Below are 26718 nucleotides of genomic sequence, written 5' to 3'. Positions count from 1 at the left end.
TGCACAAATAAGTTTACCTGTAAGGCCATTTAATAATCGAAAAAGCCTGACTCAACTAAGAATCAGGCCCCATTTTACAAAACTATTCGTTTGTCTCTTTCTTTAATTGAACATGAGCGCTTTCAACAACATCCTCAATAGAAGTCGACATTAAAATTGACCCCTGTTCTTTTTCACCCGTCCATAAAAGGTGCAATAAAAATTCAATATTGCCATCTCCACCTGTAATAGGAGAAAAAGAAAGATTTTTCACATCAAACCCTAAACCGATAGCAAATGTGACAATTTTATCAATAACCTGACGGTGAACTTTTTTATCCCTGACAATCCCCTTTTTCCCTACTTGCTCCCTACCTGCTTCGAATTGAGGTTTAATGAGCGCGACAACATCACTATTTGAAACAAGTAATGTCTTCAAGACTGGGAGAATTAAGGTTAAGGAAATAAAAGAAACATCTATGCTAGCAAAATTAGGCATTTCTCCTGCTAAATCTGCTGGAGTAACATATCTGAAATTCGTGCGTTCCATGACAACAACGCGTTCGTCTTGTCTTAATTTCCAAGCTAGCTGGTTATATCCTACATCTAATGCATAAGACATCTTTGCACCGTTTTGCAAAGCACAATCAGTAAATCCGCCTGTAGATGCTCCTATATCTAAAAGTACTTTGCCATCGACGGTTAAATCGAATTCTTTTAAAGCTTTTTCAAGCTTGTATCCACCTCTTGAAACATACGGCATCACTTGACCTTTTACGGTTAGAAGCGAATCTGCAGGTATTTTTTCTCCAGGTTTGTCCAAGCGCTCTTCATTACAATAAACTAACCCAGCCATAATAGCTCTTTTAGCTTTTTCTCTTGTTTCAGCAAGACCTTGCTCTACAAGTAAAATATCAATTCGTTCCTTTTTTGCTTTCATTTAATTAAGCCCTTTGTTGTTTTTTCTTTGGAACCATAGAAATAATTTTTTCAGTTATCCCTTCAGTTGTAAGACCAATTTCTTCCAACAACTGATCTACGTTGCCATGTTCGATGAAACGATCTGGGATACCCATTCTTCTGATTGGATGGCTGTAAACTCCCATTTCTTCTGCAAGCTCTAGTACACCACTTCCAAAACCACCTTGTAGGCACGCTTCTTCAACTGTCAGAATTGGCAAACCTTCAGCAAATATTTGTGTTAACATTGCTTCATCCATCGGTTTAATAAACCTTGCATTTACGACCCTGACGGAAAACCCTTGTTTTTCAAGGTTTTCAGCTGCCTCCATACACATTGGAATAGTTGTTCCAAAGGTAAGAATGACTACGTCAGAACCATCTTTCAACACTTCCCATGAACCAATCGGGATTTCCTTTAATTGCTCATCCATTTTCACGCCATAGCCATTCCCTCTAGGAAATCTAAGAGCAATAGGACCGGCATCATATTTAACAGCAGTGTTGACCAAATGTTGACCTTCATTCTCGTCTTTCGGCATCATAAGGACCAGGTTGGGAAGATGGCGCAAAAACGCGATATCAAATACTCCTTGATGCGTTTCTCCATCAGCTCCTACTAGACCCGCGCGATCAATTCCAATGAATACATTTAAATTTTGTCTACAGATATCATGAACCACCTGGTCGTATGCCCTTTGAAGGAATGTAGAATAAATAGCCAAGAATGGTTTCATATTTTGGGTGGCCAGTCCTGCTGCCACTGTAGTTGCATGCTGTTCAGCAATCCCAACATCGAACATACGGTCTGGAAACTCAGTAGCAAAGCCTTCAAGTTTGGATCCAACAGGCATTGCAGGTGTAATGGCAACTATTCTTTCATCTTCACGCGCTAGATTTCGAACGGTTTCACTTACCAAAGAGCTCCATGCAGGCGGTGCCTGTTTAGGTTTAACAAAAGCTCCCGTCTCGATTTTGTATGGTCCTGTGCCATGCCAAGTGCCTGTCTTGTCCGATTCAGCAGGATGATAACCCTTGCCTTTTTTTGTGATAACATGCAATAACACAGGCCCAGATGTTTTCTTAGCATAATGAAGGTTTTCAATCAGGTCTTCATAGTTATGCCCATCGACTGGACCTAGATAGGTAAACCCTAACTCTTCAAAAAACATCCCTGAGACAAATAAATATTTTAAACTATCCTTAACACGTTCGGCAGTTGAAGCAAGTTTTCCACCTACAGCAGGAATTTTCTTCAACAAATATTCAAGTTCATCTTTCACCCAATTGTATTTACCAGCAGTCCTTAGCTGGCCGAGTATATTATGGAGGGCTCCGACATTCGGCGCAATTGACATTTCATTATCATTCAAAATGACAATCATATCCTTCTTTTCATGCCCAATATGATTTAAAGCTTCTAAGGCCATCCCACCAGTCAAAGCACCATCACCGATCACTGGTAATACATAGCTCTTTTCTTTTTTCAAATCTCTTGAAATCGCCATACCCATCGCAGCAGATAAGGAAGTGGAACTATGCCCCGTTTCCCATACGTCATGCTCACTTTCATTCCGTTTCGGGAATCCACATAACCCTTTATATTGTCGAAGAGTATCAAATTCACATGCACGACCCGTGAGTATTTTATGAACATATGATTGGTGCCCTACATCCCAAATAATCTTATCTCGAGGACTTGAAAATACCTTATGAAGAGCTACCGTCAGTTCTACAACTCCAAGATTTGGACCGATATGACCGCCTGTAACAGATAACTTTTCAATTAGGAACTGACGAATTTCCTCACTTAATTTTTCAAGCTGTTCTATATTCATTTCCTTTAAAAAGCGTGGGTCTTTTATCGACAGAAGATCCAATAGGATCACTCACTTTCTATATTTCTTAATATGTAAGAAGTTTTTTATATGTTAGGCCCTTTTATTCTTTATTACATTAGTTTGATAGAGTAAACTAAAAGGCTTGCTATATTGCAAGCCTAAAAGGGAAATTTATTTATTAATATAACATATAAAAGATTTCTTCTCAAACCATGCCTGTTTAATGATTTCGTTTGGCGATCAAATCGATTAAGGCATGAAGTAACGGTGCATTTAAACCTGTTTTTGTTACATGGTCCTTAGCAGATGATACTTCTCTAGCGAGCATATCCTTGGCACCTTCTAAACCAAGCAATGAAGGGTAGGTACTCTTTTGATTGGCAATATCACTACCGACCTTTTTTCCAATCAATTCTTCTTTTCCTTCAATATCAAGGATATCATCCTTGATTTGAAAAGCTATCCCTACATGTTCTGCAAAGCGTTCTAAGTGATAAGCTTGTTCGCTAGATGTATTTGAAAGTATTGCACCAGCCATTACTGAAGCCACAAGAAGCTTACCAGTCTTATGATTATGGACATAGCGTAATTCTTCTAAAGAAAGCTGTTTATTTTCGCCTTCAATATCAGCAACCTGTCCACCCACCATACCTGAAGCTCCTGCAGCGTTGGAAATTAGACGAATTAGACTGATTTGAATTTCTGGTGATACATTGCCAATTTCTTTTGATAATACCTCAAAACTATGTGTCAGCAATGCATCTCCAGCAAGGATTGCCATAGCCTCACCAAAAACAATATGGTTTGTCGGCTTCCCCCTTCTTAAATCATCATTGTCCATGCTAGGCAAATCATCGTGTATTAAGGAATATGTATGAATCATTTCAATAGCACATGCAGCTGGAATCCCAATTTTTACATCTTTTTGGAAAGAAGCAAGGACTGCAAATATTAATAATGGACGAATCCTCTTTCCCCCAGCTTCCAGTGAGTAAAGCATGGCTTCTTTAAGTGTATTAGGAATGGAAAGCTCGCCTACGATGTCGACTAATTCCCGGTCAATCGTATCTTTACATTGGTTTGCAAAATCAGAAAAAGAAGAAAAGCTCACTACTTTCCCTCCTCGTTCATTACAAATGGCTGTAATTCACCATCTTCATTCATGATTTCAACAAGTTGCTTTTGTACGGATTGAAGCTTTTGATGACATAGCTTGGATAAATCCATTCCTTTTTTATAAATGGCAATCGCTTCTTCTAATGGAACATCTCCATCTTCTAAGTGATCAACAATTGTTTCTAACTCTTTCAATGCTTCTTCAAATGTTAATTCCTTTTCCTTACTCATTTATTGCACTCTCCTTTATATCCTTTACCTCACACTCAAGTTTCCCATCTTTTAATACCACTTGGATTGTATCACCTTTTGAGATTTGTGACTTACTTTTGATTAATTCTTCATTTTCATTAAAAACGACACTATATCCTCTTGCCATAATACTTAGTGGATTTAGAGTTGATAACTTACTCATTGCATGAATTAAATCCTTTTCTTTTTCAGAAGTAATTGATTTAAAGTGCTTATCTAAATTTCTCCCAAGCGTTTCAACATTTTGCAAGGCACTTTCAACTGATGCTAGTGGATGATGACGTTTTAATAATGTTTTAAGAGATTCAAATTGCTCATTTTGTTGTTGAAAATATCTTGTACTTCCTTTTTTTAACCGTTCCATTTCTTTATCAAGTTGTTCTAATTTTTGCTCATATAGCTTTCTAGGATAACGAAAAGCATATGATTTCTCCAATTGAATGACTTTAGATTCAGCTTGTACAAATATTTTGTTCATGACGGCTTTATTCCTTTTTTGAAGGACCTGAATCCTATTTAAAAGTTCATCCTTTGAAGGGACTGCCATCTCAGCAGCACCAGTTGGAGTGGCAGCTCTTATATCAGCAACCATATCCGCTATCGTGGTATCCGTTTCATGGCCGACTGCTGAAATGATTGGTAGTTTTGACTGGAAAATCGCCTTTGCCACTACTTCTTCATTAAAGGCCCATAGTTCTTCAATGGATCCTCCGCCTCGACCTACAATTAATACGTCTAAATCTCCCATTGAATTTGCTTTTTCAATCCCTTTACAAATGGAATCAGGGGCATTCGGCCCTTGAACCAATGCTGGTATCACAACAGCCTTTACTAACGGATATCTACGTTCAATTGTTGTTAATACATCACGAATTGCAGCACCTGTTGGAGAAGTAATGATACCAATTGCTTTCGGAAATTTTGGAATTTGTTTTTTATATTGAGTAGAAAATAATCCTTCGTCAGATAGCTTTTTTTTCAGTTGTTCAAATCGAACAAATAAATCTCCTATACCATCGGTATTCATCTCTTTAACATAAATTTGATAATTGCCACTCTGCTCATAAACAGATATTTCACCTCTGACTAGGATATTCATTCCATTCTCAGGCACAAATGCCAATGAAGAATTATGATGATGGAACATGACTGCCAGTAATCTGCTTTTTTCATCCTTTAATGTGAAATACATATGACCACTTGAATGCCGTTTGAAATTGGATATTTCCCCTTTCACATATACATCTTGCAAGTGGTGGTCTACATCGAATTTTCTTTTTATATATTTAGTCAAGGCCGTTATTGTCAAATATTGTTGTATTCCCAATAAAAAAACTCCTTTTAACCAGTGCATAGTCTACTTATCGTAACACGAAAAGAAAAAGCGCTCTATATAAAAGCCCACTTGTTTATTATAAACAAGTGGGCCAATACATTCACTATAAGTGTTATTTTATTGCGACAACTAAATGTAACTCGACTTAGGAGTCTCAAAAAAGGAAGATAATCCTAGTGTAATTCCGCAACACCTGCTCTAAGCACGGTGCCACAAAGTTTTCTAGTTAAAAGAAAGTCAAGTTTATCAGCATTTCAAAGTATCAAGTTTAAGTGAGTATATGTTTTTTGCAGATTTTAATGTATTAAATAAAAGCATAGTGATTGTCATAGGACCAACCCCTTTTGGGACTGGAGTGATGTAAGATGCGATTTCTCTAACACCTTGGAAATCCACATCACCACATAACTTGCCATCGTCATCCGTATTCATTCCTACATCGATAACGACCGCTCCTTGCTTTACATGCTCGCGTCGGATTACATTCCTTTTCCCAACAGCCACAACCAATAAATCGGCATTTTTCGTAAATGCTTCAAGATTTTCTGTCTTGGAATGACAGTATGTAACTGTCGCATTCCGGTTTAGCAGTAATTGACCTTGTGGTTTTCCAACAATATTACTACGTCCAACAATAACAGCATGCTTACCTTCTGGGTTGAAACCGATCTTTTCAAGCATCACCATCACACCATAAGGGGTGCAAGGGTAGAAAGTATCTTGCCCTATCATCATTTTCCCAATATTGATTGGATGGAATCCGTCGACATCCTTTTCAGGTGAAATAGCATCAATTACAGCCATTTCTTCAATTTGAGAAGGAAGAGGAAGTTGAACCAAAATACCATGGATGGATGCATCTTGATTTAATTCTTCGATCTTCAATAATAATTCTTCCTGTGTCAAATTTTCAGGGTACTCTATCAAAACTGAATGCATCCCTAAATCATTGCATGCTTTTGTCTTCATAGTGACATATCGTCTTGAAGCTTGATTAGTACCAACCAATATAACAGCCAAACCTGGAACGATATTATGTTCTCTTAGCTTTTTAACTTCATCCGCGATTTCTTGGCGAACTTCCTGAGCAATGCTTGTACCATCAATAATTTGTGCAGTCATCATATACTCCCTCTCTCTCGCTATTAAAACGCCCACATTTTCTTATTTGTTTAAAGCTGATTTAACCTTGGACAAAACTGCATTGATAAATTTAGGTGACTGGTCATCGCCGTACAATTTTGCAATCTCAATCGCTTCATCCAATACAACATTAATAGGTGTATCGTTGACTTCCATCATTTCGAATACTGCCATTCGTAGAATATTACGGTCTACATTTGCCAAACGTTCAATCTTCCATTTTTCTAGGTTTTCCTTTAATAATGAATCAATTTCTGTTTGCTTTTCGACCGTCCCTTTTACAAGGAATTCAAAATACTCATCAGATTTCTGATCTTCAAGTACGCTAGTAATCGCTTCATCTATTTCGGCTTTTGCTAAATCAATTTGGAAAAGAGCTTGCAAAGCCTTTTCTCTTGCTTCTCTACGCTTCATTTTATTACTCCTTCTATCCTACTCTTTCCCCTAATGATGAAAATCAACTAATATAAACATGATATCATAAACGAACATTCAACGGAATATCCTTTTGAAACGTTCACGAAATTTCTATTTTTATTTAATTTTTTATATAAATCATTAAAAATATATGTCAATTTCCGGATGCAAGAGAAAAACGAAGTCAAGAGAGAGTGGGTACCACGTTTTTCACTTTCCTAAATATCAACATATGATCATTACATCATGTATGGGGAAGCATCATCTTATTGTAATGCTAATGTGTATGAACTTCAACTACTCACTAATATCACTATTCTTGAGTAAGTGAATAATCCTAACTTGAAATCATGTTTTCCTGACTTAATGAGGTTTATTCCGAATATAATGCTTTTAATCTGGTCTTAACATTTTTTCAAAAGCAAAAAAGCCCCAAAAGCTATTAATGGCTTTTGGGGCTTTTTATTACACTTCCGAATCTATTTCCACTTCTTGCTTAGTAGTTTCAAATTGAATGCCTACAACATGTACATTCACTTCATCAGCTTCTAATGCAGTCATGTTCAATAATGCTTGACGGATATTGTCTTGTACTTCTTGGGCAACCTTAGGAATAGATACACCGAATTTCATTACACAGTAAACATCCACTTTGATGCTTTCTTCAGTAAGTTCGACTTTTACACCCTTACCATGGTTTTTCCTTCCAAGTCTTTCAACAACACCTGCAGCAAAATTCCCACGCATTTGAGCAACGCCTTCTACTTCTGAAGCTGCAATCCCAGCGATTACCTCAATAACTTCAGGCGCAATCTCTACTTTGCCCAATCCATCATTGTTAGTAGTCATTTCTAACATATTATTTTCAGTCATATACAGTACCTCCCAATTACATTTATGAATTCATAACATCATACAATTCGAGGAACTTTGTATTAAATTCTCCTTCTACAAACCTCTCATGCTGAAGTAACTTCAAGTGAAAAGGTATCGTAGTATGAATGCCTTCTACCACAAATTCCCCAAGAGCACGTTTCATTCGATCAATTGCTTCTTCACGTGTCTTTCCATAGGTGATTACCTTCGCAATCATAGAATCATAGTATGGAGGAATCGAATAGCCTGGATATGCAGCAGAATCAATCCTTACGCCGTAACCACCTGGTGGAAGATACATATTGATCTTCCCTGGTGAAGGCATAAAGTTTTTCTCTGGATTTTCAGCGTTAATTCTACATTCTATTGCCCAACCATTAAAAGTTACTTCATCTTGAGTTAAACAAAGTTTTTCTCCAGATGCAACTTTTATTTGCTCCTTGATTAAGTCAACACCCGTAACCATCTCTGTAACGGGATGTTCCACTTGGATGCGGGTATTCATTTCCATGAAGTAAAATTTTCGTTCTTTATAATCGTAAATGAATTCTACTGTACCTGCACCAGTATACTCTACAGCAAGGGCAGCCTTAACCGCAGCTTCACCCATTTCTTTTCGTATTTCACCATCGATTGCAGGTGAAGGAGTTTCTTCTAGAAGTTTTTGCATTCTACGTTGGATTGTACAATCACGTTCACCAAGGTGGATGGTATTTCCGAAATTATCAGCCATTACTTGGATTTCAACATGACGGAAATCCTCAATGAATTTTTCAAGATAGACTCCAGGATTACCAAAAGCAGTCATCGCTTCCTGCTGGGTCATTTGGATACCTTTTATCAATTCTTCTTTTGTCCGTGCTACCCTAATTCCCTTTCCACCACCACCAGCAGTCGCTTTGATGATGACTGGAAAGTTAATTTTTTCAGCTAATTCTAGGGCTTCATCAATATCCTTTACAATTCCTTTTGAACCTGGAACGATAGGAACCCCCGCTTCACGCATGGTTTCCCGTGCTACGTCCTTTGTTCCCATTTTAGAAATTGCCTCTGGGGAAGGCCCTACAAATGTGATAGAACATTCTCTACAAAGTTCAGCAAAATCGGCATTTTCAGCTAAAAATCCGTAACCAGGGTGAATCGCATCCGATCCGGTCAATTTTGCTGTACTAATAATATTAGTGAAGTTCAAATAACTTTCCTTAGATGTTTTAGGCCCAATACAATACGCTTCATCAGCCAATTGAACATGAAGGGCATCCCGATCCGGTTCTGAAAAGACTGCTACCGTTTCTATTCCAAGCTCTTTACAAGCTCGGATGACACGTACCGCAATCTCCCCTCTGTTTGCTACCAACAGTTTTTTGATCATTTGCTTTTCGCTCCTCACTTAAGCTTTTACCAAAAATAAAGGCTGACCGTATTCAACCAATTGACCGTCTTTCACTAATACTTCCACGATTTCACCTGAAACTTCTGATTCTATTTCATTGAATAGCTTCATAGCCTCGACGATACATACTACAGTATCCTTATTCACTTTACTTCCAACCTTAACGTAAGCATCAGTATCTGGAGATGGTGACTGATAGAATGTACCAACCATAGGTGAAACAATTTTATGTAAGTTTTCATTAATAGCTTGGTTTTCTTCTTTAATTGGAACTTCATTTACAACAGTACTTTCAACGCTTGGTGCTTGTTGAACGACTGGCGTTTGCACAGCAACTTGCTTTTCAACAACTGGCTGAGAAGCAACCATTACACCCACTTGTTCAGCACCTGTTTTCTTCATTTTGATTTTAGTGCCTTCAGTTTCAAATTCAAATTCATCAATATTTGAGTGATCAACTAACTTAATAAGTTCTCTAATTTCTTGTACCTTTAACATTACCTTGCACCCCTGTTCGATGTTATATAGGTTAATTGGTCTTGACTTGAGTTAGTAGTTTCCACAATCCATCCATTTTAGATGGGCGAAACTTTATTCAATAGTACTCTCTTTAAAGAAAATTAGCACTAGATACTAATATCATACGATAATATCTAGTGAGAATTCAACCTAATCCTCTTTAGTTATATCTATAATAAATCATTTTAATAATTTATAATAGGTTTGTGAATATTCAGAAAGGAAAAACAATTTAGATATCGAAACTATAGTAATAGGACAAATATATCATTATATTAATTATTAGTAATTATCATAGGTTTTAGTCAGGAAAAGGTGGGGTAACTTTGAATAAAGTAGAAAAAGTGAAGAGGGATAATTTAATCCAAAAGAACAGCCTCGTAGTCAAAGCAACTTTAGTTTCTGTTATTTTGGCAACGGTGGTAGATATTATTATGAAAAAGGATTTAGCGGTTATCCTTTCTATAGTCATCGGTGGGGTAATGGGGGTTGGAATCATTGCTTTTCTTCATTATACGAACCGTTGGATTAAGGCCATTCCATATTTGGCTGTACTTCTCGTATCAACAGTAATTTTTATTATCATGGAAAATAGCGTATCTCCTACTGCAATGGTACTCGTTTATTTTGTTATCGCGACTTCTGCTATTTATATGGACAAAAAGATTTTACTGCTTGGCTTTATTTCCGGATTAATAGTTTTAGGATTATTTGTATTTTTCCATCACGAGGCTTTGCCACTAGAAGCAAAAAATTATGTAACCATTTTCCTTTTACATACTTTAGTTAGTATTTTGCTAAGCTTCCAATTTTCCATTTCCAATAAAATGGCAAGTAGCCTGACCGAGATTCAGCAAGAAACAGAGCATTTATTGAAAAAGGATCAAGAAACTAAAAAGGTGTTAAAAGAAAATACAATAGTCTTAAATAAAATGATGTCAATTGTGAAATCAAAAAGCTATGAAAACAACGCTTCAGCAAATGAAATGACCTTATCAATAAATGAACTTGCATCGGGTGTCCAAATTCAGGGAGACTCTATTCAAGATATAAATGAAGCATTTATGCAAACGACTGAAATGGTTCGACGCTTATCAGAGTTATCCATGCATTTATTGAATGATTCCGTAGAGACCGAAAATGCAAGTTTCATAGGACAAAATACAATTGAATCATTAGAAAAACAACTTGAACAATATTCAGAGCTAAATAAACAAATTGTTGAAAGAACTGAAGTGCTAGAAGGTGAAGTCTTAGAGGCAGTAACATATGTAAAAAACATTCAACAGATTTCTCAACAGACAAACTTATTGGCGTTGAACGCATCAATAGAAGCTGCTCGCGCAGGAGACAGTGGAAAAGGATTTGCAGTTGTTGCAGAAGAGGTAAGAAAGCTAGCTGAAATTACAAGTCAAACCGCAAACCTAATATCCAGTAATCTTGAATCCGTAAAGAAAGAAACGGAAGAAACGAACGAAAGAATTCATGAGGCTACAAAAATCATTAATGAAAATGTTCATTTAGCTCAGGATTCAAAAGCCGCTTTTCACGATATTTATGAACATATCGTTTCCTTAAAGGAAAAGATTCAAAGCTCGCATTCAGTCATTCAATCCATTGATGGAATTTCCAAAAGTGTCAGTCATTCAGTTAATGAATACAGTGCAATCATTGAGGAAGCTAGCGCACAATTAGAAGAACTGGCTTCAAATACGTGTTCCCAAAGTCAACAAAACACGTACCTATTGAAATCAGTGGAAGATGCACATGATTCATTAGAAAATATCATCCACTTATATGAACAAAATGAAGCAGGCAACTCTCCTAAAGTAAAGGCTTGAGGCATGTAATGGCTAGAATTATGGATTGGCTACTACCGTAGCTTACAGAATTCTATTGGTACATCGATCCTGAAAGAAAAATAAAGTTGAAAAACCTTGTCGATCCCGACAAGGTTTCAGACTGTAGACAAACTCGAAGAATTTCGAGTTTGTCTACAGTCTTTTTTCTTTTACAATGAAAGAAGGTAACTAAGAACTAGAGAAGTTGATTTCAGCGAAGGGCGAAAGCTTTCCGCGGGAGTCGTCGCCCTCCACTCCAATCAACGGTGTTTGTACATAATTATGAGGTGATAAGCGATGATGACGAAAAATCAAATCAATGAACGTGAACAATTTAAGACATTTTGATGAAATTAAACAAATATATGCAAAGCGTTAGGAAACGATTCAACGGGTCTTTGCGGATGCGATGGAAAAGCATGGTATGCGTTGGACAACCCTAAGAGAATTAAAAAAATTGTCCATGCAGGCGATGCTTACGTTTGTAAAGACACTGGCAACTTGGACAAGGAAAGTTGCTTGAGGATGATTTATAAAGCTTAATGAACAGGTGTTTAAGTTGATTATTCAAGGACACTGGTTGATTGGAACGGAAGGCGCTTGACTCCTGGGGGATTAGCGTTACAGGCGAGACCCCGCAGGAGCAGTAGCGACTAGGAGGCTCGGCGAACGCCCCCCGGAAACCAAGTGCCTGGAGCGGAAATCAACCTTTTCGCCTACCATACATATCAAAAATGACAAAAGGTATCGAGAGAGCGTACTCTCGATACCTTTTGTCGATAATCTGAAACCTTGTCGAGCCCGACAAGGTTTTTTCAGCTCACTATTTTTTTGGATGGAACTCAACCGCTACGTTTTGAACGCCTTCCATTTCATCGCTAACAAGGCGGATAATATCGTTAGCTTTGCTTTGAGAAAGTTTGTCTGCCTTTACAGTGACACTTACATTATCTCCATCTGCCCTTACTAGCGCAGCATCAAAGCCCATGGAAACGATTAAAGATTCTAAAATTCCTTCTTTTGTATTTAACTCGCTTAATTGTTTTACAGTTTCATAAGCTTCATTGCGTTCCTCATTGGTTAAATCTGTATTTGCCATCAATACCGTTAATTCTTCCATTAGCTTATTACGTTGGTCTGTAATTTCCATACGAGCTACTTCAAAAGTTTCATCGTCAGCAGGTGTAACAACCGCTTTCGCTTGTCCTTCTTTGGCTGTAGTCGTTTTTTCAACCTCTTTTTTAACACTTTCTTTTTGTTCAGTTGCTGTTATGTTTGTTGTAGTCTTCTCTGGCGTTGTTACATAATAAACGGATAGAACCACGACCAAACTTAACATAGTTAATAACCAAACTGTTTGCTTTTTTAATAACATTAAAAATTCCTCCCTATTTTTTCGGCATTACAGCAACTCGATGGCTTGGTACATCCAAGGCTCTTGTAACTGCTTCAACAATCCATTTTTTGATTTGTATATTATCTGCGCCCTTTGCTACTACTAGGACACCTCTAATATTTGGTTTTTTCGTTTCTTGAACAATAGGAACTTCTTTTTCACCATTACGAATAATGACCAGTTTTTCATCCTTGGAGGAGTCTTCTACGACTCTCTTTCCACCTTCCCGATCGGTTTCATCAGTAACTTGTTTTTGGGTTACCAAGTTCTTTTCGTATACCTTTCGTTCAGAGGAATCAACATTAACGACAACTGTTACGTCATCTACACCTGTAATAGTTTCCAATGCCTCTTTGATTTGGTTCTCATATGTTCTCTCATAGTCTGCTATGGTTGGATCAGCCTTTTGACCACTGCGTCCAAAAACCTCTACATCTTGTGACTGCTCTTCTTTAAATACCGGTAATGAACTTTTGGATGCATCCTGGCTACTTTTAGTTATGAAATTACTTGCCATCATAATAGCTGCACCTATCACCAATACTACTAACACATATAAGTGCATGGATGGCTTTTTCTCTTGTTCAGGACGGCCTTCCTCATCTTTCTTTTTCATTATCAGGCTTTGAAGCCAGGAAAGAGGTCCTTTATCCTTATTCACTTTTTACCGTCCCTCCTTTCCCCTTCAATTTGAATCTGATTTTCTTCGATGCCCCATTTAGATGCTAAGAACCCTTTTATGTCGTTCCATTGATGGGTTGGCTCTTGGAGCGTTCGATTAGTATCAATATCAACTGTAGATACAGTCTCTATTGCATCTATTTGCTGAGTGTCCCCGGGAGCAAGTGTAATGGAAACGCTGTGTAAATCTTCTGGAATTTTTGGTTGGTTTGTTTCTAATAATTGTAACTCGACTGATTTGATTTGCATTTTGAACTCATCCATCAACTCCTCTTCCACCCCTGTCCTAAGTTGGACAGCCATCTGTTCTAAAATATATGCATCCATTTGGGCTTGTATTTCTTTTTTCTTAAATTCTGTAGAATTTTCTATCAATCTATTTTTTTCAAGATCCTTCTGATCCATTGTCATTGATAAAATCTGTTCAAAATCACTCGATAGAAGTTGAAAAATCGGGGTGATTATAATGGCTATCAAAAGTAAACCAATGACCATCTTTGCATATTTCTGAAAGCTGGAACTCGGCAATAGCATGTCAATGACGGTAGCAAGTAAAACAAACAGTATAATATTGGTGATCCAACCAGTAATAAAATCCATTTGTCACCCTCCTACCGAACCATAAGTGTCACATTGCCTGCAGCAATGATTACGGTAATACTTAAAAAAAACATGAAAGAAACGATAGCAAGAGCCGCAAATATGTAAATCATGCTTTTGCTAATAATGTCTAAACATTTAATAACAGTTCCCCCACCCAAGGGCTGTAACAATGCTGCGGTAAATTTATAGACAAAAGCTACAACCAATATTTTTATAGCCGGAAAGGTCGTGATCAAGAGAAGGATTATGACACCTGCTAAACCTACAGTATTTTTTAAAAGTACTGAAGCACTGATCACAGTATCAGCAGCATCCGTGAACATACGACCAATTACTGGGATGAAATTACCTGTCACAAACTTTGCAGTCCGGATCGTAATCCCGTCCGCTACTGCTGAAGATGCCCCCTGGACAGAGATGACACCTAAGAATACTGTCATGAATACCCCTAACAATCCGATACTCCAATTTCGAAGCAACTGTGCCAATTGAGTAACCTTGTAGTTATCAGATAATGTACTGACAATATTTAATAGCGCCGCCAAAAATAATAGTGGTAAGACCACGTTCTGAACGAGTACACCGCTCGTATTCATTAAAAATAGTAAAACAGGATGGAAAAATGCAGCTGAAACGACTCCTCCCGATGCCGCAATGAGCGCAAGCAATAATGGTATTAAGGCAAGGAGGAACGATATCATCAATGAAATCGTTTCTTTTGTATAAGTGATTGCGACATGAAAACTATTCAAAGCAATGATGATCAGGACCATGAACACAATTGCGTAGGCAACTTTACTGATGGAACTATTTTCGAAGGAGTTTTGTAAGGATTGAAGAAACATACTGAAAATCGTCAATAAGATGAGGGTTCCTAAAAGTTTTCCATTTACTAATAATTCATGGAATATGAATTTGGTAATTCCCTTAAACCACTGCGAAAAGGAGAATTGCTTTTCACCGCTTACAAAATCAAAAAAACTTCCCTTTTGACTTTCTGGTAGAAATCCCCCATATTCGGTAACTATCCCATCCCAATAAGCTTTTAGTTCATCAAGACCAAGTTTATCCATTTGGGATTTCACGAGTTCCTTTTGAGCTGATTGTAGATTGATATCTTGCTGGACTTGTTCCTGTTCTTGATTGTTTATATCACTTTCGGCTTCTACGGTTGAAGTGAAAAAAAGTAGTAGAGTACTTGTTATCAATATATGGATTATCCATTGCTTCAAAATCATTTCACCTCCTTAACTCTCCTTTACACTAACTTGGAATCATTTTAATAACCGTTTCAATAATGACAGTAAGAATCGGAATCGCCATTGCTAGTATTAGAATTTTTCCAGCTAGTTCGATTTTTGATGCGATTGCTCCTTGTCCTGCGTCCTTTGTGACTTGTGCGGCAAACTCTGCAATATAAGCAATTCCTATGATTTTAAGAATAGTCTCTAAGTAGACCATATTCACGTTTGCACTTTCTGCAATCTTTTTTAACATTGAAATAATTTCCTGGATTTGACCCACTAAGAATAAAAAAATAGAACATCCGACAAATACAACTAATAAAAAAGCGAAATTAGGCTTCTGTTCTTTTACCAATAAAGCAAGAAATGTTGCAATCAACGCTATTCCGACAATCTTTAGAATCTCGATTGTAAACCCCTCCCTACCCTTGGAAAAGGAACACTGATTTAATTTTCTGGAATAAGTCGTCCATAACATTAGCAACCATGAATAAAATATAAATGAACCCAAATAAAGTGACCCATTGTGCGTATTCCTTTTTGTTTATTTGTTCCAGTAGTGTATTGATAAAAGCAATAACGATCCCTATCCCAGCAATTTTGAATATTAATCCAACTTCAATTCCCATTTCGTATATGCCTCCTCCTAATGCTTACACCAATAAAATGATAAGTAATAACCCTGATAAGAAACCTAGACTTTTAACCATTTTTTCGTATTTTCCCTGTCTTTCAATCGCATCCTGTTCTTCTCTTTCCAAATGGGTCATCGTTAACAAAATTTGCTTTTGCTGCTGGTATCGGTCATGTTTTCCAAGTGTCACGCCAAATTGGGAAAGAATTTCATACTCCCCTTGCTTTAATGAAAGCCATTTCCATATTTCATTCAACGAATCGTCCCAGGCTTCACTGACGTTTGTATCCGTTCGTTCTAGTTTTTTAGCAAAAGAATCAAACAGCCAATTAATTGGCTTAGGCAATTGCTTGGACAATTTCTTTGCAGCATCTTTTAAGGGCGTATGAGCATACATGATTTCAGCTTCTAAAGATTGCAATGCCGTCTTCATTTGCCGCAACTGTCTTGGGCGTTGGCTGAATTGTCGTGCTAATTCAAAACCAATCCACGTGGAGGCGATCAATATTAGTGCTGCTCCAACCAATTTCATCACTTAATTCACGCTCATTTCCTTAGTTAATATCGTTATTTGATTACCCTGTCCATCTAGGATCCTTATTTCCATCCCTGTTGCATCATTTCTTTTCAATTCTAGTATTCTTGTAAATATATCTAATTGAAGGATTTCTTTTAAAGTCGGGCGTTTTTTTACATCGCTAAAAGAATATCCATGGGTTGTAACCATCAATGTGATGCCAGCGTTGGCAGCCTCTAGTACTGCTTCGGTATCTTCTGGCCTCCCAATCTCATCAGCGATGATAATTTCAGGTGACATTGAACGTATTAGCATCATCATTCCTTCAGCTTTAGGACATCCATCCAGGACGTCTATTCTTGGACCAAAGCTTAATTGGGGTACACCGTTTACACATCCTGCTAATTCTGATCGTTCATCAACAATACCAACTTTAACAGGCAGTAAATCAAGCGATGGAATACCTGAGGATAAAATTCTTGCAATGTCTCTTAACAAAGTGGTTTTCCCTGTTTGTGGCGGCCCTAATATTAATGTATTTTGCCATCTGCCATCATATAAAAAAGGAAGAAGCCCTTGGGATACACCTATTCTTTCCCTTGCTATCCTTATATTGAAGGATGAAATATCCCGGATCGATTTAACTTGTCCTTTATCAAGGATGACTTTTCCGGCTAGTCCAATTCTATGGCCACCTTGAATCGTGATATATCCCCTTCTCAGTTCTTCTTCGATTGTGTAGAAGGAAAACTGACTTACATTGTTTATTAACTGAAGTGCATCTTCCTCATTTACGGTTAAAGGGAGGAAGCTTGGTTTTCCAGTCACCCCTATTTCAATTGGTCTACCGACACGAAGTCGTATCTCTTCTAACTTGTTTTTTACTGATTCAGGCAGAAGCCGGATTGGCTCTGCTAACCGTTTCGGCAGAATAGACAAAATCCTTTCCATGCATCACGCCTCCAAACAGCCTGTCTATTAATTCATTTGTATGGTCGTGAGTTCCACAATATTACTACTAGGGAATTTAAAGTGAGCATGAAACTTTTACAACAACTTTCACGCTTAAAAGGAATATAAGGGATCGAATAAATGAAGGACCTGGAAAAGGAGTATCCTATTCTTAAAGAAGATCTTTTTTATAGAAAAATAAAAAAGAAAAATAGAAAGTGGTTAATAAATATGGTTGAAGGGGTATTTGAATTCATTCCTAATATTTTGTTTAAATAGAAGGCTGTTTTCGTAAGGTTTTTTGCTATTTTAGTTAATTTAATTTTAACTATCTGAGTTGATTGGAGCGGAAGGTACTTGACTCCTGCGGGAAAAAGAGGGAAGTGGGAGACCCCACAGGCGGTAACGCCGAGGAGGCTCCCACCCTCCCCGCGGAAAGCAAGTGCCTGGAGTGGAAATCAACGGGCAAACTTTACAGTCTTAAAACAACAATCAATATAAAAAGAGCTTTTTAAAAAAGCCAAATAAAAAAACTGCTATCTTGAGGCTTTTTAGCCCTAATGATAACAGTCTTTTCTATTAATTATTAAGCACGAGAAACGTATGAACCATCAGTTGTATTGATGATCAATTTATCGCCTTGGTTGACGAAGAATGGTACTTGAACGTTTAATCCAGTTTCAACCATAGCATTCTTAGATCCACCAGAAGAAGTATCCCCTTTAATACCAGGTTCTGTTTCAGTTACTTCCAATACAACTGTATTAGGTAGTTCAACACCAAGTGTTTCATTTTGGTAAGTCATAATGTAGACTTCCATGTTTTCTTTTAAGAATTTCAATTCGCGCTCGATTTGAGAAGCAGCCAATTCAATTTGCTCGTAGCTTTCAGTGTCCATGAAAACATGGTTATCGCCACTAGCATATAAATATTGCATTTTACGGTTTTCGATATGTGCTTTCGCTACTTTTTCACCTGCGCGGAATGTTTTTTCGTTTACAGCACCTGTTCTTAAATTCCGAAGCTTAGAACGGACGAATGCTGCACCTTTACCAGGTTTTACGTGTTGGAAATCCAACACTTGCCAAATCCCGTTATCTACTTCGATCGTTAATCCAGTACGAAAATCATTTACAGAAATCATGTTAAAATCCTCCCAAAGCTATTACAGTATAATGAGTTCTTTTGTTGAATAAGTAAGTGATTCATTGCCTTCAGTCGTGATGATTGTGTCATCCTCGATCCGGACTCCACCTAAACCTTGGATATAAATTCCTGGTTCAACCGTAACAATCATTCCTGGTTCAAGCACCGTATCGCTCTTCGATGAAAGTGATGGTCCTTCGTGAACCTCAAGTCCGATTCCGTGACCAGTAGAGTGACCAAAATGCTTACCGTAGCCTTTTTCTTCAATCAAATTACGAGTCAATGCATCAGCTTCGTTACCAGTCATACCTGGTTTAATACCAGCCATTCCTCGTAATTGTGCTTCTAAAACGATATCATAAATCTTCTTTAACTCGTCTGACGGCACACCTACTGCGACAGTACGTGTAATATCCGAAACATATCCATTGTAATATGCTCCAAAATCCAAAGTAACGAATTCTCCTGTACCAATTACTTTGTCACTTGCCACACCGTGTGGAAGTGCGGAACGATGTCCAGAAGCTACAATAATATCAAAAGATGAAGACGTTGCTCCTTGCTTCCTCATAAAGAACTCAAGCTCATTGGAAACCTCAAGCTCAGTCAGTCCTGGTTTAATAAAACCAAGTATATGCGTAAATGCTGCATCTGCAATCTGGGCAGCTTCCTTTAATATCTTAATCTCTGATGGTGTCTTAATCAAGCGCAACTTCTCAATTACACCTGATAACGGCACAAGGTCACCCTCAAAAGCATTATTATATTGATTAAAAGTCGCGAATGTAACATGGTCCTGTTCGAAACCAAGTCGATTGATTCCCATTTTTTTCGCTTGGTGAGCCACTTCTTCATGTATAGCAGCTGTATGCTGGACAATTTCAAATCCTTTACACTGCTCTTCTGCCTGTTCAACATATCGGAAATCCGTAATGAATTTTGCTTCGTTTGCAGAAATCAACACAACACCAGAAGAACCTGAGAATCCAGTTATGTATCTTCGATTGTACTTACTTGTCAATAAAATACCGTCTACATTTGCATTTTCTAATGAAGCGCGTAGTCTTTCTAGTTTCTCCATTAATGAATCCCCCTTATTATCCTATCTAAAGCTAGTAATGCAAGCTGATACCCATAATCCCCTAAACCTACAATTTGTCCTTTTGTAACAGCAGCTGTTACAGAGGTATGACGAAAACTTTCACGAGCATGGACATTTGACAAATGCACCTCAATAACAGGTGTATTTATACTAGAAATTGCATCTCTAATCGCATAACTATAATGTGTGAAAGCACCTGGGTTCAAAATTATTCCACCAAACCCGCTCGAGCCACTCTTATGTATTTGATCGATGATAACACCCTCATGGTTGGATTGAATGCATTCCAATTCATGTCCAAGTGAAGACGCAAGTATAGCAACTTCCTTTTCTATGTCCAATAAAGTTTTACTACCATAATGGTCTGGCTCTCTTTTACCCAGCATATTTAGATTAGGACCATTAATAAGCATGATTTTCCCCATTTAATTCACCTAATCCATTAATTTATATAGCAAGCGCCAATACACTCATTCTAACATATACTTAAAAATTCTTACTACTTTTTTAATAATCAACCAATCATTACGAAGATTGATCCTTTTCTTGATTGATTTGTTTTTTATTATAAAAATTCCGTTCATATTCATCATAGGAAATACTGTACCCAATAAAAACTCCATATAATAGGTATAGACAAAGCGTTGTGATAATAGTATTCGTTTCCATATTTCCTACTTTATCCATTTTCGATAAGAAAGGATTTATCGCAAAAAAAACAATGGCCCATATCGCTATTCCAAAACCTGCTCCCGCGAAAATAGTATTCACCTTTCGAAGCGATACATAATATACTAATGCAACAATAATTGAAATTACTCCAATAATAAGAAATGAAACTAGTGCACCCCCCCATCCCTTACTAAAGCTTTCTGGTAACCATGTTGGCACTATAATTTTTGGTCCAAATTCAGAAAAATTAAAGTAATAGGTAAATTGGCCAATAGCACTCCATAGAACCCCTCCGAAAAAACCAATTAACATTGCATTGAATAACGCAGATTGTGGTTTTTCTGAGTGATCTTGTTCAACTTTCTTCTCTTTACTATTACCTTCGTTATCCTGCATGCCATCATCTTGATTTAATTCTTGTTTGTCCATTTTTGGCACCTCCTTCCTTTATTATTCCTTCTCCTTGGCAGAATATATTCAGACTGCTAAGTGACAACTCTAAGGGCTTTCTGTAAAATATGGAATAAGAGACACAGCAACTCTAGAAAAATAAAAGCTATGGAAAAGTTGCAGTGAATAACAGCATAGGTTGGTGTAGGGATGAGTAAGGTAACAAAGCCTGTTTATGGTGGTCAAGCCGTTGTCGAAGGGGTAATGTTTGGTGGAAAACAACATACCGTTACCGCGATTAGAAGGAAAGACGGCAGCATAGAATATTATGAGCTTCCTAGACAAAGTTCAAGAATATTAACACCATTGAAAAAAATTCCTTTTTTAAGAGGAATCGTTGCAATCGTGGAAGCTAGCGCAAATGGTTCTAAACATTTAACATTCTCAACAGAGCGTTTTGACGTAGATCCAACAGAAGAGGAACAGGTTCTAGAAAAAGAAACCTCTAAATTGTCGATGATTTTAGGTGTTGCGGCAATTGGTGTAATCTCATTTTTGTTTGGGAAATTTCTCTTTACGTTGATACCTGTATTTCTTGCAAATTTAACGAAACCAATTTTCAGCAGTGATTTAGAACAAATTTTTGTTGAGAGCTTGTTTAAACTTATGCTTTTATTGGCATATATTTACTTCGTCTCTCTTACACCTTTAATTAAAAGGGTATTTCAATATCATGGTGCCGAACATATGGTCATAAATGCATATGAAAATGGGTTGGCCTTGAATGTACAAAATGTTCAGGCTCAATCAAGATTGCACTATCGTTGTGGCAGTAGTTTCATACTATTTACCGTTATCGTAGGATTTTTTGTTTATATGTTAGTACCCACTGATCCGCTATGGTTACGTGTAGTTAATCGTCTCGCTTTAATACCTGTTGTATTAGGAATATCGTTTGAGGTCCTTCAGATGACAAACAAACTTCGTGATGTCCCTGTATTAAAATATCTTGGATATCCTGGGTTATGGCTACAGTTATTGACTACAAAACAGCCTTCAGATGATCAAGTGGAAGTTGCAATCGCTTCATTTGAAAAGCTTCTAGATATTGAAAAAGAAGCAAAAAAAGGCGAAGACGAAGAAGAGATTGTGTAAAAAAATAGAAATTTGGGTAAACTTGTTAGAAACGCAATAGCGCCTTAGAAACTTCCTTTGAGGCTAATTCTAGGAAGCTTACATTATACTTTGCTTACGATTCTCTTAAGGAGGTGGCTTTGTTGATACGTCCAGTTACATTGATTGTATACAGCTTGATTGTTTTAGGAATAATCGGCATTGGAAGCAAATTATTTGCTGACCCAATCGGAGCTCTAAAGGGCTTGCTTATCTTTGCAATTGTAGCGGGTGTGATTGTTTTTGTCATTAAACGATTGACAAAGAATCAACCTGATAAAAGAGATCAAAAGGCATATTCGAAAGCAGTGCGGAATTCTAAAAAAAGACTGAAACAACGAGAAAACGAAAAGAAAACCAATACGGTCGCAAGTTTCTCACTTGCTCAAAAAGCACGGAAATTAAAAAACAAAAACAAATCGGATACACATTTGACTGTTATAGAAGGAAAAAAAGGCAAAAAGAAAAATCGGGCATTTTTTTAACCAGCCCGATTTTTCTTTTTTATTAGTAAGCCCATTTTCTTAGAAAAGCTTCTGCATTTTGTCTACCCTGTTGAATTAACAAATTTTTCTTTTCATCGGACATATGAAGTTCTATCCCAATAATTCCTTTAATGGGGATGAAAATGATATTTTTTTCATGTTTGCGTGAGATGTAACGAGAATCATGTGCATCCTTCATCGTTTCGAACAAGGCACCGAACATCTCGAACGCATTATCTATCTCCTTAGTCGGTCTTTCATGATCAGCCCCACTTAACTTAATGCCTATTACGGGCCTGACTTTTTTCACATTTTCTTTATCGAACAACCACATTGGAAAATTACTCAAAACTCCTCCATCAACAACTAAATTTTCGTTGGATGGTGTACGCAATTTGACGGGCTCAAAGAAATATGGAATACTACAGCTCATCCTGACTGCTTTCGCAATTGAAAAGGTAGATGGATTGATGCCGTAATTTGGTAAATCATCAGGAATCACAAGCAACTTCCCATTCGTAATATCGGATGCGACTATCCGTAAACTATTTTTCGGTAGATCTCCAAATGTTGAGATTCCTTTTTTCGCTAGTTTATCATTAATCCAATATTCCAGGAAATCACCTTTAAACAAACCCATTTTCCAATACAACAATAGCCATCTAAATAATGGAATCTTTAATATGAATCTAGAATCGAGAAATGCATCCATTTCAGCGTCGCTCATAATTTTCTCAATTTCCTTCCCTGTATATCCTGCTGTAATGAAGGCTGCAATAATTGATCCAGCGCTCGTACCAGCTGTTCTGACAAATGAATATCCTCTCTCTTCTAATACTTGATAGGCTCCAATCAATGCAAAGCCTTTAATTCCACCTCCGGAAAAAACTCCGTCAATTTGCATAGTGGATCATCCCCTTCTTTCCGGTCTTGATACATCTTTAATCGCGGAAAGAAGGAAATATAACCCTCTAGAAAAAGAAAAACAGGAATTTAGCTCCTGTTTTAAGTAAAATATTGGACTTCAGCATTCGGGAAAAAATGAGCAATGTATCCTCTTATGGTTTGTTCAATCTCATTAGCATCTACATCTTGATATACATACTTTCCAATCCCATACCTGCCCCACTTATATTTGCGATTTTCTTCATCAAGCTCCAGCTTTGTTTTTGGATACTACTTTTGGATGACCTTCTTTATTGTGCTTCGATTATCAACTATCATTAAAAATGTATTTGGAAGTGCAAGTAAACAATAACAAAAAAAGGTGTTTTAAAAGCCTTATTCGCTTTTAAAACACCCTTGAAACTAATTTATAATCCACATTTTAATTGAGCACCGCAATTTGTACAAGTATTGCAACCACCCATATCTTTTACAGTCCCTTTACGACAAACAGGACATGTGTTGCCTACCTCTGAACCAATCGTGACATTTGTGCTGCGAAGTTCATTGATTGTATCCACCAAGACAACCTTTTTTTGATCTAAATCTAAAGGTAATTCTTCTTGTTCAAAGGTATTTTCTTCTGCTTTCAAAGTTAAGACTTGAGAGTCACGGCTTCCATCTACATAAACCGTACCACCCTTTGCCCCACCTTTATACAAGCGCTCGTAAATTTTTTGAACTTGATCCACTGTATAACCTTTTGGAGCATTTACCGTCTTACTGATTGAACTATCGATCCAACGTTGGATGATGCATTGTACATCAGCATGTGCATTAGGTGATAATTCCATGGCTGAAATAAACCAATCAGGTAGGTTGTTAGGATCTGCTTCTGGATTACGATCCAAGTATTCTTGAACGATATCCGCTTTTACTTCGATAAACTTGCCCAATCTACCACTTCTAAAATATGTGAAGGAGAAGTAAGGTTCTAAACCAGTCGATACACCAACCATAGTTCCTGTGCTACCCGTTGGTGCAACAGTCAATAGATGGGAGTTACGGATTCCTGTTTGGAGAATTGCTTCTCGAACGTCTTCAGGCATTTTCTTCATAAACCCTGTGTTTATGAATCTGTTTCGAAGATGCATTGTCTCATCTTCATCCTTGCCTTCTAAGAATGGGAAGCTTCCCTTTTCTTTCGCTAATTCAGTTGAAGCTTTATAAGCAGAAACTGCAATCGTTTCAAACACTTCATCTACCAGCTTGTTTCCTTCCTCAGAACCGTATTCTGTTTCACAATAAATCAAGAGGTCGTGCAATCCCATCACACCAAGACCAACTCTGCGTTCACCGAGTGCTTGTTTTTTATTTGCTTCTAAGAAGTATGGAGTAGCTTCAATAACATTATCCTGCATACGAACTCCAACTTCTACAGTACGTTTAAGCTTTTCGAAATTGACAGTTTTGTCCTCTTTGTTTGCCATTTGTGCTAAATTGACCGCTGCCAAGTTACAAACAGAGAATGGAGCCAATGGTTGCTCTCCACATGGATTCGTTGCAACTACTTGTTGACCATAAGCTTTTGCATTTGTCATCTCATTAGCATTATCGATAAAGAAGATTCCCGGTTCAGCAGAGTATGTTGCACAAATATTGATTAAGTTCCAAAGTTCCTGAGCCTTGATTTTACGGTATACGCGATTTTTATGACCAAGCTTTTCCCATTCACGTACATCTCCAACCTCATGCCAATTTTCATTATAAGCTAACATCTCATCAGCATCGTAGCTCTCCACATCAGGGAAACGGAGCTCATAGTGACCATTTTGTTCAACGGCTTGCATAAATTCATTAGTTAAACATACAGAGATATTTGCACCTGTCAAAAATTCTGAATTATGAACACTATAAGTGCCTCCAGTGGCTAACTTTTCTTCCGCATCCATAAAGATTTTCTCATTGAATCCACCCTGTCCAGGAATGTGGCGATAATTTAAAATCCCTTGGTACATTGCTTTTTCCTGTTCTGACAATGGATTGAACTTCAATTTTTCGGATGCATGCTTGCGGATCATTTCATCCTTTGTATTCTCCATTAAGAATCGCAAAATGCGAGGATTCTGCATCTTTGAAATGATAAATTCAACAATATCCGGATGCCAGTCAGCGAGCATGATCATTTGTGCACCGCGTCTGGATCCCCCCTGTTCAACCAAATGTGTCAATTTGGCAATGTCATCTAGCCATGAAACCGAGCCTGAAGATTTACCATTGACTCCTTTGGCAAGTGTATTGCGGGGTCTAAGTGTAGAACCATTCGTTCCTACGCCTCCACCTCTACTCATGATTTCCATCACTTGTTTTCGGTGGTCAGAAATCCCTTCTCTTGAATCTTGAACAAAAGGCATTACATAGCAGTTAAAGTATGTGACATCCGTATCTGCTCCCGCTCCATACAAAACACGTCCTGCTGGGACAAAATTCATCTGGACTAACTCTTGATAGAATTTTTCAAACCACTCTTTTCGCTTCTCTTCTGTCTCCTCGACAGATGCAAGGCCTGTTGCATTTCGCATTGCAATTTGTTCGTAGTAGATTTCCAGTGGCTTTTCGATTACATCAAGAGACCGATTGATGATACCAGTTTCCACCTCTTCTGGCTTGTCCAATACCCCTCGATACTCGTCTTCAACTAATACTTTTGCCTTTTTCAATTCCCAATCGATTTCTTGGATGTAGCCAAGGCCCCTGGCAGGGAATTTTGGATCTTCTTTGATTGTCAGTACAACAAAATCTCCGTTCGTTAAAGTGATTTTCTCCGTATCCTTGAATGAGTAGCGATCAATCATGACAAGTCTTGAAACACCCTTATGAGTTAGCTTCATATCGTTGGTTATTGGGTGGACTTGAGGGAATAGTGAGATATCCTTATTCAATCTTTCAATATTTGGTTTCATCGTTTGCTTTAACGTAACAGTCATTTGTTTCCTCTCCTTTAGAACACTAGAACGTCCTGTGCTTGTTTATATGAAAAAGCATAGGTGTAAAAATAATACCCTTAACTTATCACATTAAACATTTTAAAATCAATATATAGTGTACCAATTATTTTCGACAATACTATATATTGTGTTTATGTTGAAATGAAAAATATTTTGTC

At 37.5% G+C, this 26718-nt stretch carries 27 protein-coding genes and 2 pseudogenes; 4 read left to right on the top strand and 25 right to left on the bottom strand.

Annotation, left to right across the window (positions count from 1 at the left end):
- Nucleotides 1-82 precede the first annotated feature (82 nt).
- The 10 genes from G3O09_RS16925 to accB all read right to left on the bottom strand — a co-directional run bounded on the left by G3O09_RS16925 (nt 83) and on the right by accB (nt 9811).
- Nucleotides 83-919, bottom strand: coding sequence for a TlyA family RNA methyltransferase (locus G3O09_RS16925; RefSeq protein ID WP_163102643.1), 837 nt, complete (start codon nt 917-919; stop codon nt 83-85).
- 4 nt (nt 920-923) lie between these two features.
- The gene (dxs, locus tag G3O09_RS16920) at nt 924-2819 is read right to left on the bottom strand and encodes a 1-deoxy-D-xylulose-5-phosphate synthase (RefSeq protein ID WP_163102642.1); all 1896 of its coding nucleotides are present in this window, start codon (nt 2817-2819) and stop codon (nt 924-926) included.
- A gap of 181 nt (nt 2820-3000) precedes the next feature.
- The gene (locus G3O09_RS16915; protein ID WP_338048418.1) at nt 3001-3891 is read right to left on the bottom strand and encodes a polyprenyl synthetase family protein; all 891 of its coding nucleotides are present in this window, start codon (nt 3889-3891) and stop codon (nt 3001-3003) included.
- Complete coding sequence (locus tag G3O09_RS16910) at nt 3891-4127, bottom strand: exodeoxyribonuclease VII small subunit (protein ID WP_163102641.1); 237 nt, start codon at nt 4125-4127, stop codon at nt 3891-3893. Before G3O09_RS16910 ends, G3O09_RS16915 begins: the two co-directional genes overlap by 1 nt.
- Nucleotides 4120-5502 carry an exodeoxyribonuclease VII large subunit gene (xseA, locus tag G3O09_RS16905; RefSeq protein ID WP_205439675.1) on the bottom strand — a complete coding sequence of 461 codons (1383 nt, stop codon included), beginning with the start codon at nt 5500-5502 and terminating at the stop codon, nt 4120-4122. The genes G3O09_RS16910 and xseA overlap by 8 nt, the downstream gene beginning before the upstream one ends.
- 228 nt (nt 5503-5730) lie before the next feature.
- Nucleotides 5731-6606, bottom strand: coding sequence for a bifunctional methylenetetrahydrofolate dehydrogenase/methenyltetrahydrofolate cyclohydrolase FolD (gene folD / locus G3O09_RS16900; protein ID WP_163102662.1), 876 nt, complete (start codon nt 6604-6606; stop codon nt 5731-5733).
- A 42-nt stretch (nt 6607-6648) separates the two neighbouring features.
- Nucleotides 6649-7041 carry a transcription antitermination factor NusB gene (gene nusB, locus G3O09_RS16895; protein ID WP_163102639.1) on the bottom strand — a complete coding sequence of 131 codons (393 nt, stop codon included), beginning with the start codon at nt 7039-7041 and terminating at the stop codon, nt 6649-6651.
- Between the two features lie 468 nt (nt 7042-7509).
- Nucleotides 7510-7917, bottom strand: coding sequence for an Asp23/Gls24 family envelope stress response protein (locus G3O09_RS16890; RefSeq protein WP_163102638.1), 408 nt, complete (start codon nt 7915-7917; stop codon nt 7510-7512).
- A 22-nt stretch (nt 7918-7939) separates the two neighbouring features.
- Nucleotides 7940-9292: an acetyl-CoA carboxylase biotin carboxylase subunit gene (gene accC / locus G3O09_RS16885; protein WP_163102637.1), complete on the bottom strand. Its 1353-nt coding sequence runs from the start codon at nt 9290-9292 to the stop codon at nt 7940-7942.
- 18 nt (nt 9293-9310) lie between these two features.
- Nucleotides 9311-9811 (bottom strand): acetyl-CoA carboxylase biotin carboxyl carrier protein, encoded by a 501-nt coding sequence (gene accB, locus G3O09_RS16880; RefSeq protein ID WP_163102636.1) that lies wholly within the window; start codon nt 9809-9811, stop codon nt 9311-9313.
- 347 nt (nt 9812-10158) lie between these two features.
- Here accB and G3O09_RS16875 point away from each other — a divergent pair, with 347 nt between their 5' ends.
- Together G3O09_RS16875 and G3O09_RS16870 are read left to right on the top strand one after the other, a co-directional pair.
- Nucleotides 10159-11673, top strand: coding sequence for a methyl-accepting chemotaxis protein (locus G3O09_RS16875; RefSeq protein ID WP_163102635.1), 1515 nt, complete (start codon nt 10159-10161; stop codon nt 11671-11673).
- Between the two features lie 331 nt (nt 11674-12004).
- Nucleotides 12005-12196 (top strand): annotated as a pseudogene (locus tag G3O09_RS16870) (transposase); the annotation flags it as partial.
- A 300-nt stretch (nt 12197-12496) separates the two neighbouring features.
- Here G3O09_RS16870 and G3O09_RS16865 read toward each other — a convergent pair.
- The 12 genes from G3O09_RS16865 to G3O09_RS16810 all read right to left on the bottom strand — a co-directional run bounded on the left by G3O09_RS16865 (nt 12497) and on the right by G3O09_RS16810 (nt 21048).
- Nucleotides 12497-13048: a SpoIIIAH-like family protein gene (locus G3O09_RS16865; RefSeq protein WP_163102634.1), complete on the bottom strand. Its 552-nt coding sequence runs from the start codon at nt 13046-13048 to the stop codon at nt 12497-12499.
- 13 nt (nt 13049-13061) lie between these two features.
- Complete coding sequence (spoIIIAG, locus tag G3O09_RS16860; RefSeq protein ID WP_163102633.1) at nt 13062-13730, bottom strand: stage III sporulation protein AG; 669 nt, start codon at nt 13728-13730, stop codon at nt 13062-13064.
- Nucleotides 13727-14350: a stage III sporulation protein AF gene (spoIIIAF, locus tag G3O09_RS16855; RefSeq protein ID WP_163102632.1), complete on the bottom strand. Its 624-nt coding sequence runs from the start codon at nt 14348-14350 to the stop codon at nt 13727-13729. The genes spoIIIAG and spoIIIAF overlap by 4 nt, the downstream gene beginning before the upstream one ends.
- Nucleotides 14351-14361: 11 nt before the next feature.
- Nucleotides 14362-15585: a stage III sporulation protein AE gene (spoIIIAE, locus tag G3O09_RS16850; RefSeq protein ID WP_240338476.1), complete on the bottom strand. Its 1224-nt coding sequence runs from the start codon at nt 15583-15585 to the stop codon at nt 14362-14364.
- A gap of 31 nt (nt 15586-15616) precedes the next feature.
- On the bottom strand, nt 15617-16006 hold the full coding sequence (gene spoIIIAD / locus G3O09_RS16845) for a stage III sporulation protein AD (RefSeq protein ID WP_240338477.1): 390 nt from the start codon (nt 16004-16006) through the stop codon (nt 15617-15619).
- Nucleotides 16007-16019: 13 nt separating this feature from the next.
- Nucleotides 16020-16226, bottom strand: a complete 207-nt coding sequence (gene spoIIIAC / locus G3O09_RS16840) for a stage III sporulation protein AC (RefSeq protein WP_108670834.1) — start codon at nt 16224-16226, stop codon at nt 16020-16022.
- A 24-nt stretch (nt 16227-16250) separates the two neighbouring features.
- The gene (gene spoIIIAB / locus G3O09_RS16835; RefSeq protein WP_163102629.1) at nt 16251-16766 is read right to left on the bottom strand and encodes a stage III sporulation protein SpoIIIAB; all 516 of its coding nucleotides are present in this window, start codon (nt 16764-16766) and stop codon (nt 16251-16253) included.
- On the bottom strand, nt 16767-17699 hold the full coding sequence (gene spoIIIAA, locus G3O09_RS16830) for a stage III sporulation protein AA (protein ID WP_163102628.1): 933 nt from the start codon (nt 17697-17699) through the stop codon (nt 16767-16769). It lies immediately after the preceding gene.
- Nucleotides 17700-18285: 586 nt separating this feature from the next.
- Entirely contained in the window at nt 18286-18843 is a 558-nt protein-coding gene (gene efp / locus G3O09_RS16825; RefSeq protein WP_163102627.1) for an elongation factor P, read from the bottom strand.
- A gap of 21 nt (nt 18844-18864) precedes the next feature.
- Nucleotides 18865-19926: a M24 family metallopeptidase gene (locus G3O09_RS16820; protein ID WP_163102626.1), complete on the bottom strand. Its 1062-nt coding sequence runs from the start codon at nt 19924-19926 to the stop codon at nt 18865-18867.
- The gene (gene aroQ, locus G3O09_RS16815) at nt 19926-20372 is read right to left on the bottom strand and encodes a type II 3-dehydroquinate dehydratase (protein ID WP_163102625.1); all 447 of its coding nucleotides are present in this window, start codon (nt 20370-20372) and stop codon (nt 19926-19928) included. The genes G3O09_RS16820 and aroQ overlap by 1 nt, the downstream gene beginning before the upstream one ends.
- A gap of 100 nt (nt 20373-20472) precedes the next feature.
- Nucleotides 20473-21048: a YqhR family membrane protein gene (locus tag G3O09_RS16810; protein WP_163102624.1), complete on the bottom strand. Its 576-nt coding sequence runs from the start codon at nt 21046-21048 to the stop codon at nt 20473-20475.
- A gap of 171 nt (nt 21049-21219) precedes the next feature.
- On the opposite strand from G3O09_RS16810, the gene G3O09_RS16805 reads away from it, so the two are divergent.
- Nucleotides 21220-22164: a DUF1385 domain-containing protein gene (locus G3O09_RS16805; RefSeq protein WP_163102623.1), complete on the top strand. Its 945-nt coding sequence runs from the start codon at nt 21220-21222 to the stop codon at nt 22162-22164.
- A 122-nt stretch (nt 22165-22286) separates the two neighbouring features.
- A complete protein-coding gene (locus G3O09_RS16800) occupies nt 22287-22667 on the top strand; it encodes an SA1362 family protein (RefSeq protein WP_163102622.1) in 381 nt (126 codons plus the stop codon).
- 22 nt (nt 22668-22689) lie between these two features.
- Here G3O09_RS16800 and G3O09_RS16795 read toward each other — a convergent pair whose 3' ends face one another.
- From G3O09_RS16795 to G3O09_RS16785, 3 genes and pseudogenes are all read right to left on the bottom strand, one after another.
- Nucleotides 22690-23571 carry a patatin-like phospholipase family protein gene (locus G3O09_RS16795; protein ID WP_163102621.1) on the bottom strand — a complete coding sequence of 294 codons (882 nt, stop codon included), beginning with the start codon at nt 23569-23571 and terminating at the stop codon, nt 22690-22692.
- Between the two features lie 101 nt (nt 23572-23672).
- Nucleotides 23673-23870, bottom strand: a pseudogene (locus tag G3O09_RS16790) (spore photoproduct lyase family protein); the annotation flags it as partial.
- 110 nt (nt 23871-23980) lie between these two features.
- Entirely contained in the window at nt 23981-26539 is a 2559-nt protein-coding gene (locus tag G3O09_RS16785; RefSeq protein ID WP_163102620.1) for a vitamin B12-dependent ribonucleotide reductase, read from the bottom strand.
- Nucleotides 26540-26718 lie beyond the last annotated feature (179 nt).

This window comes from Peribacillus alkalitolerans (genome assembly GCF_010882125.1).
Classification (GTDB): Bacteria; Bacillota; Bacilli; order Bacillales; family DSM-1321; genus Bacillus_BN; species Bacillus_BN alkalitolerans.
The sequence above is the reverse complement of the archived record's forward strand: the minus strand, read 5'-3'. Positions and strand labels throughout refer to the sequence as shown.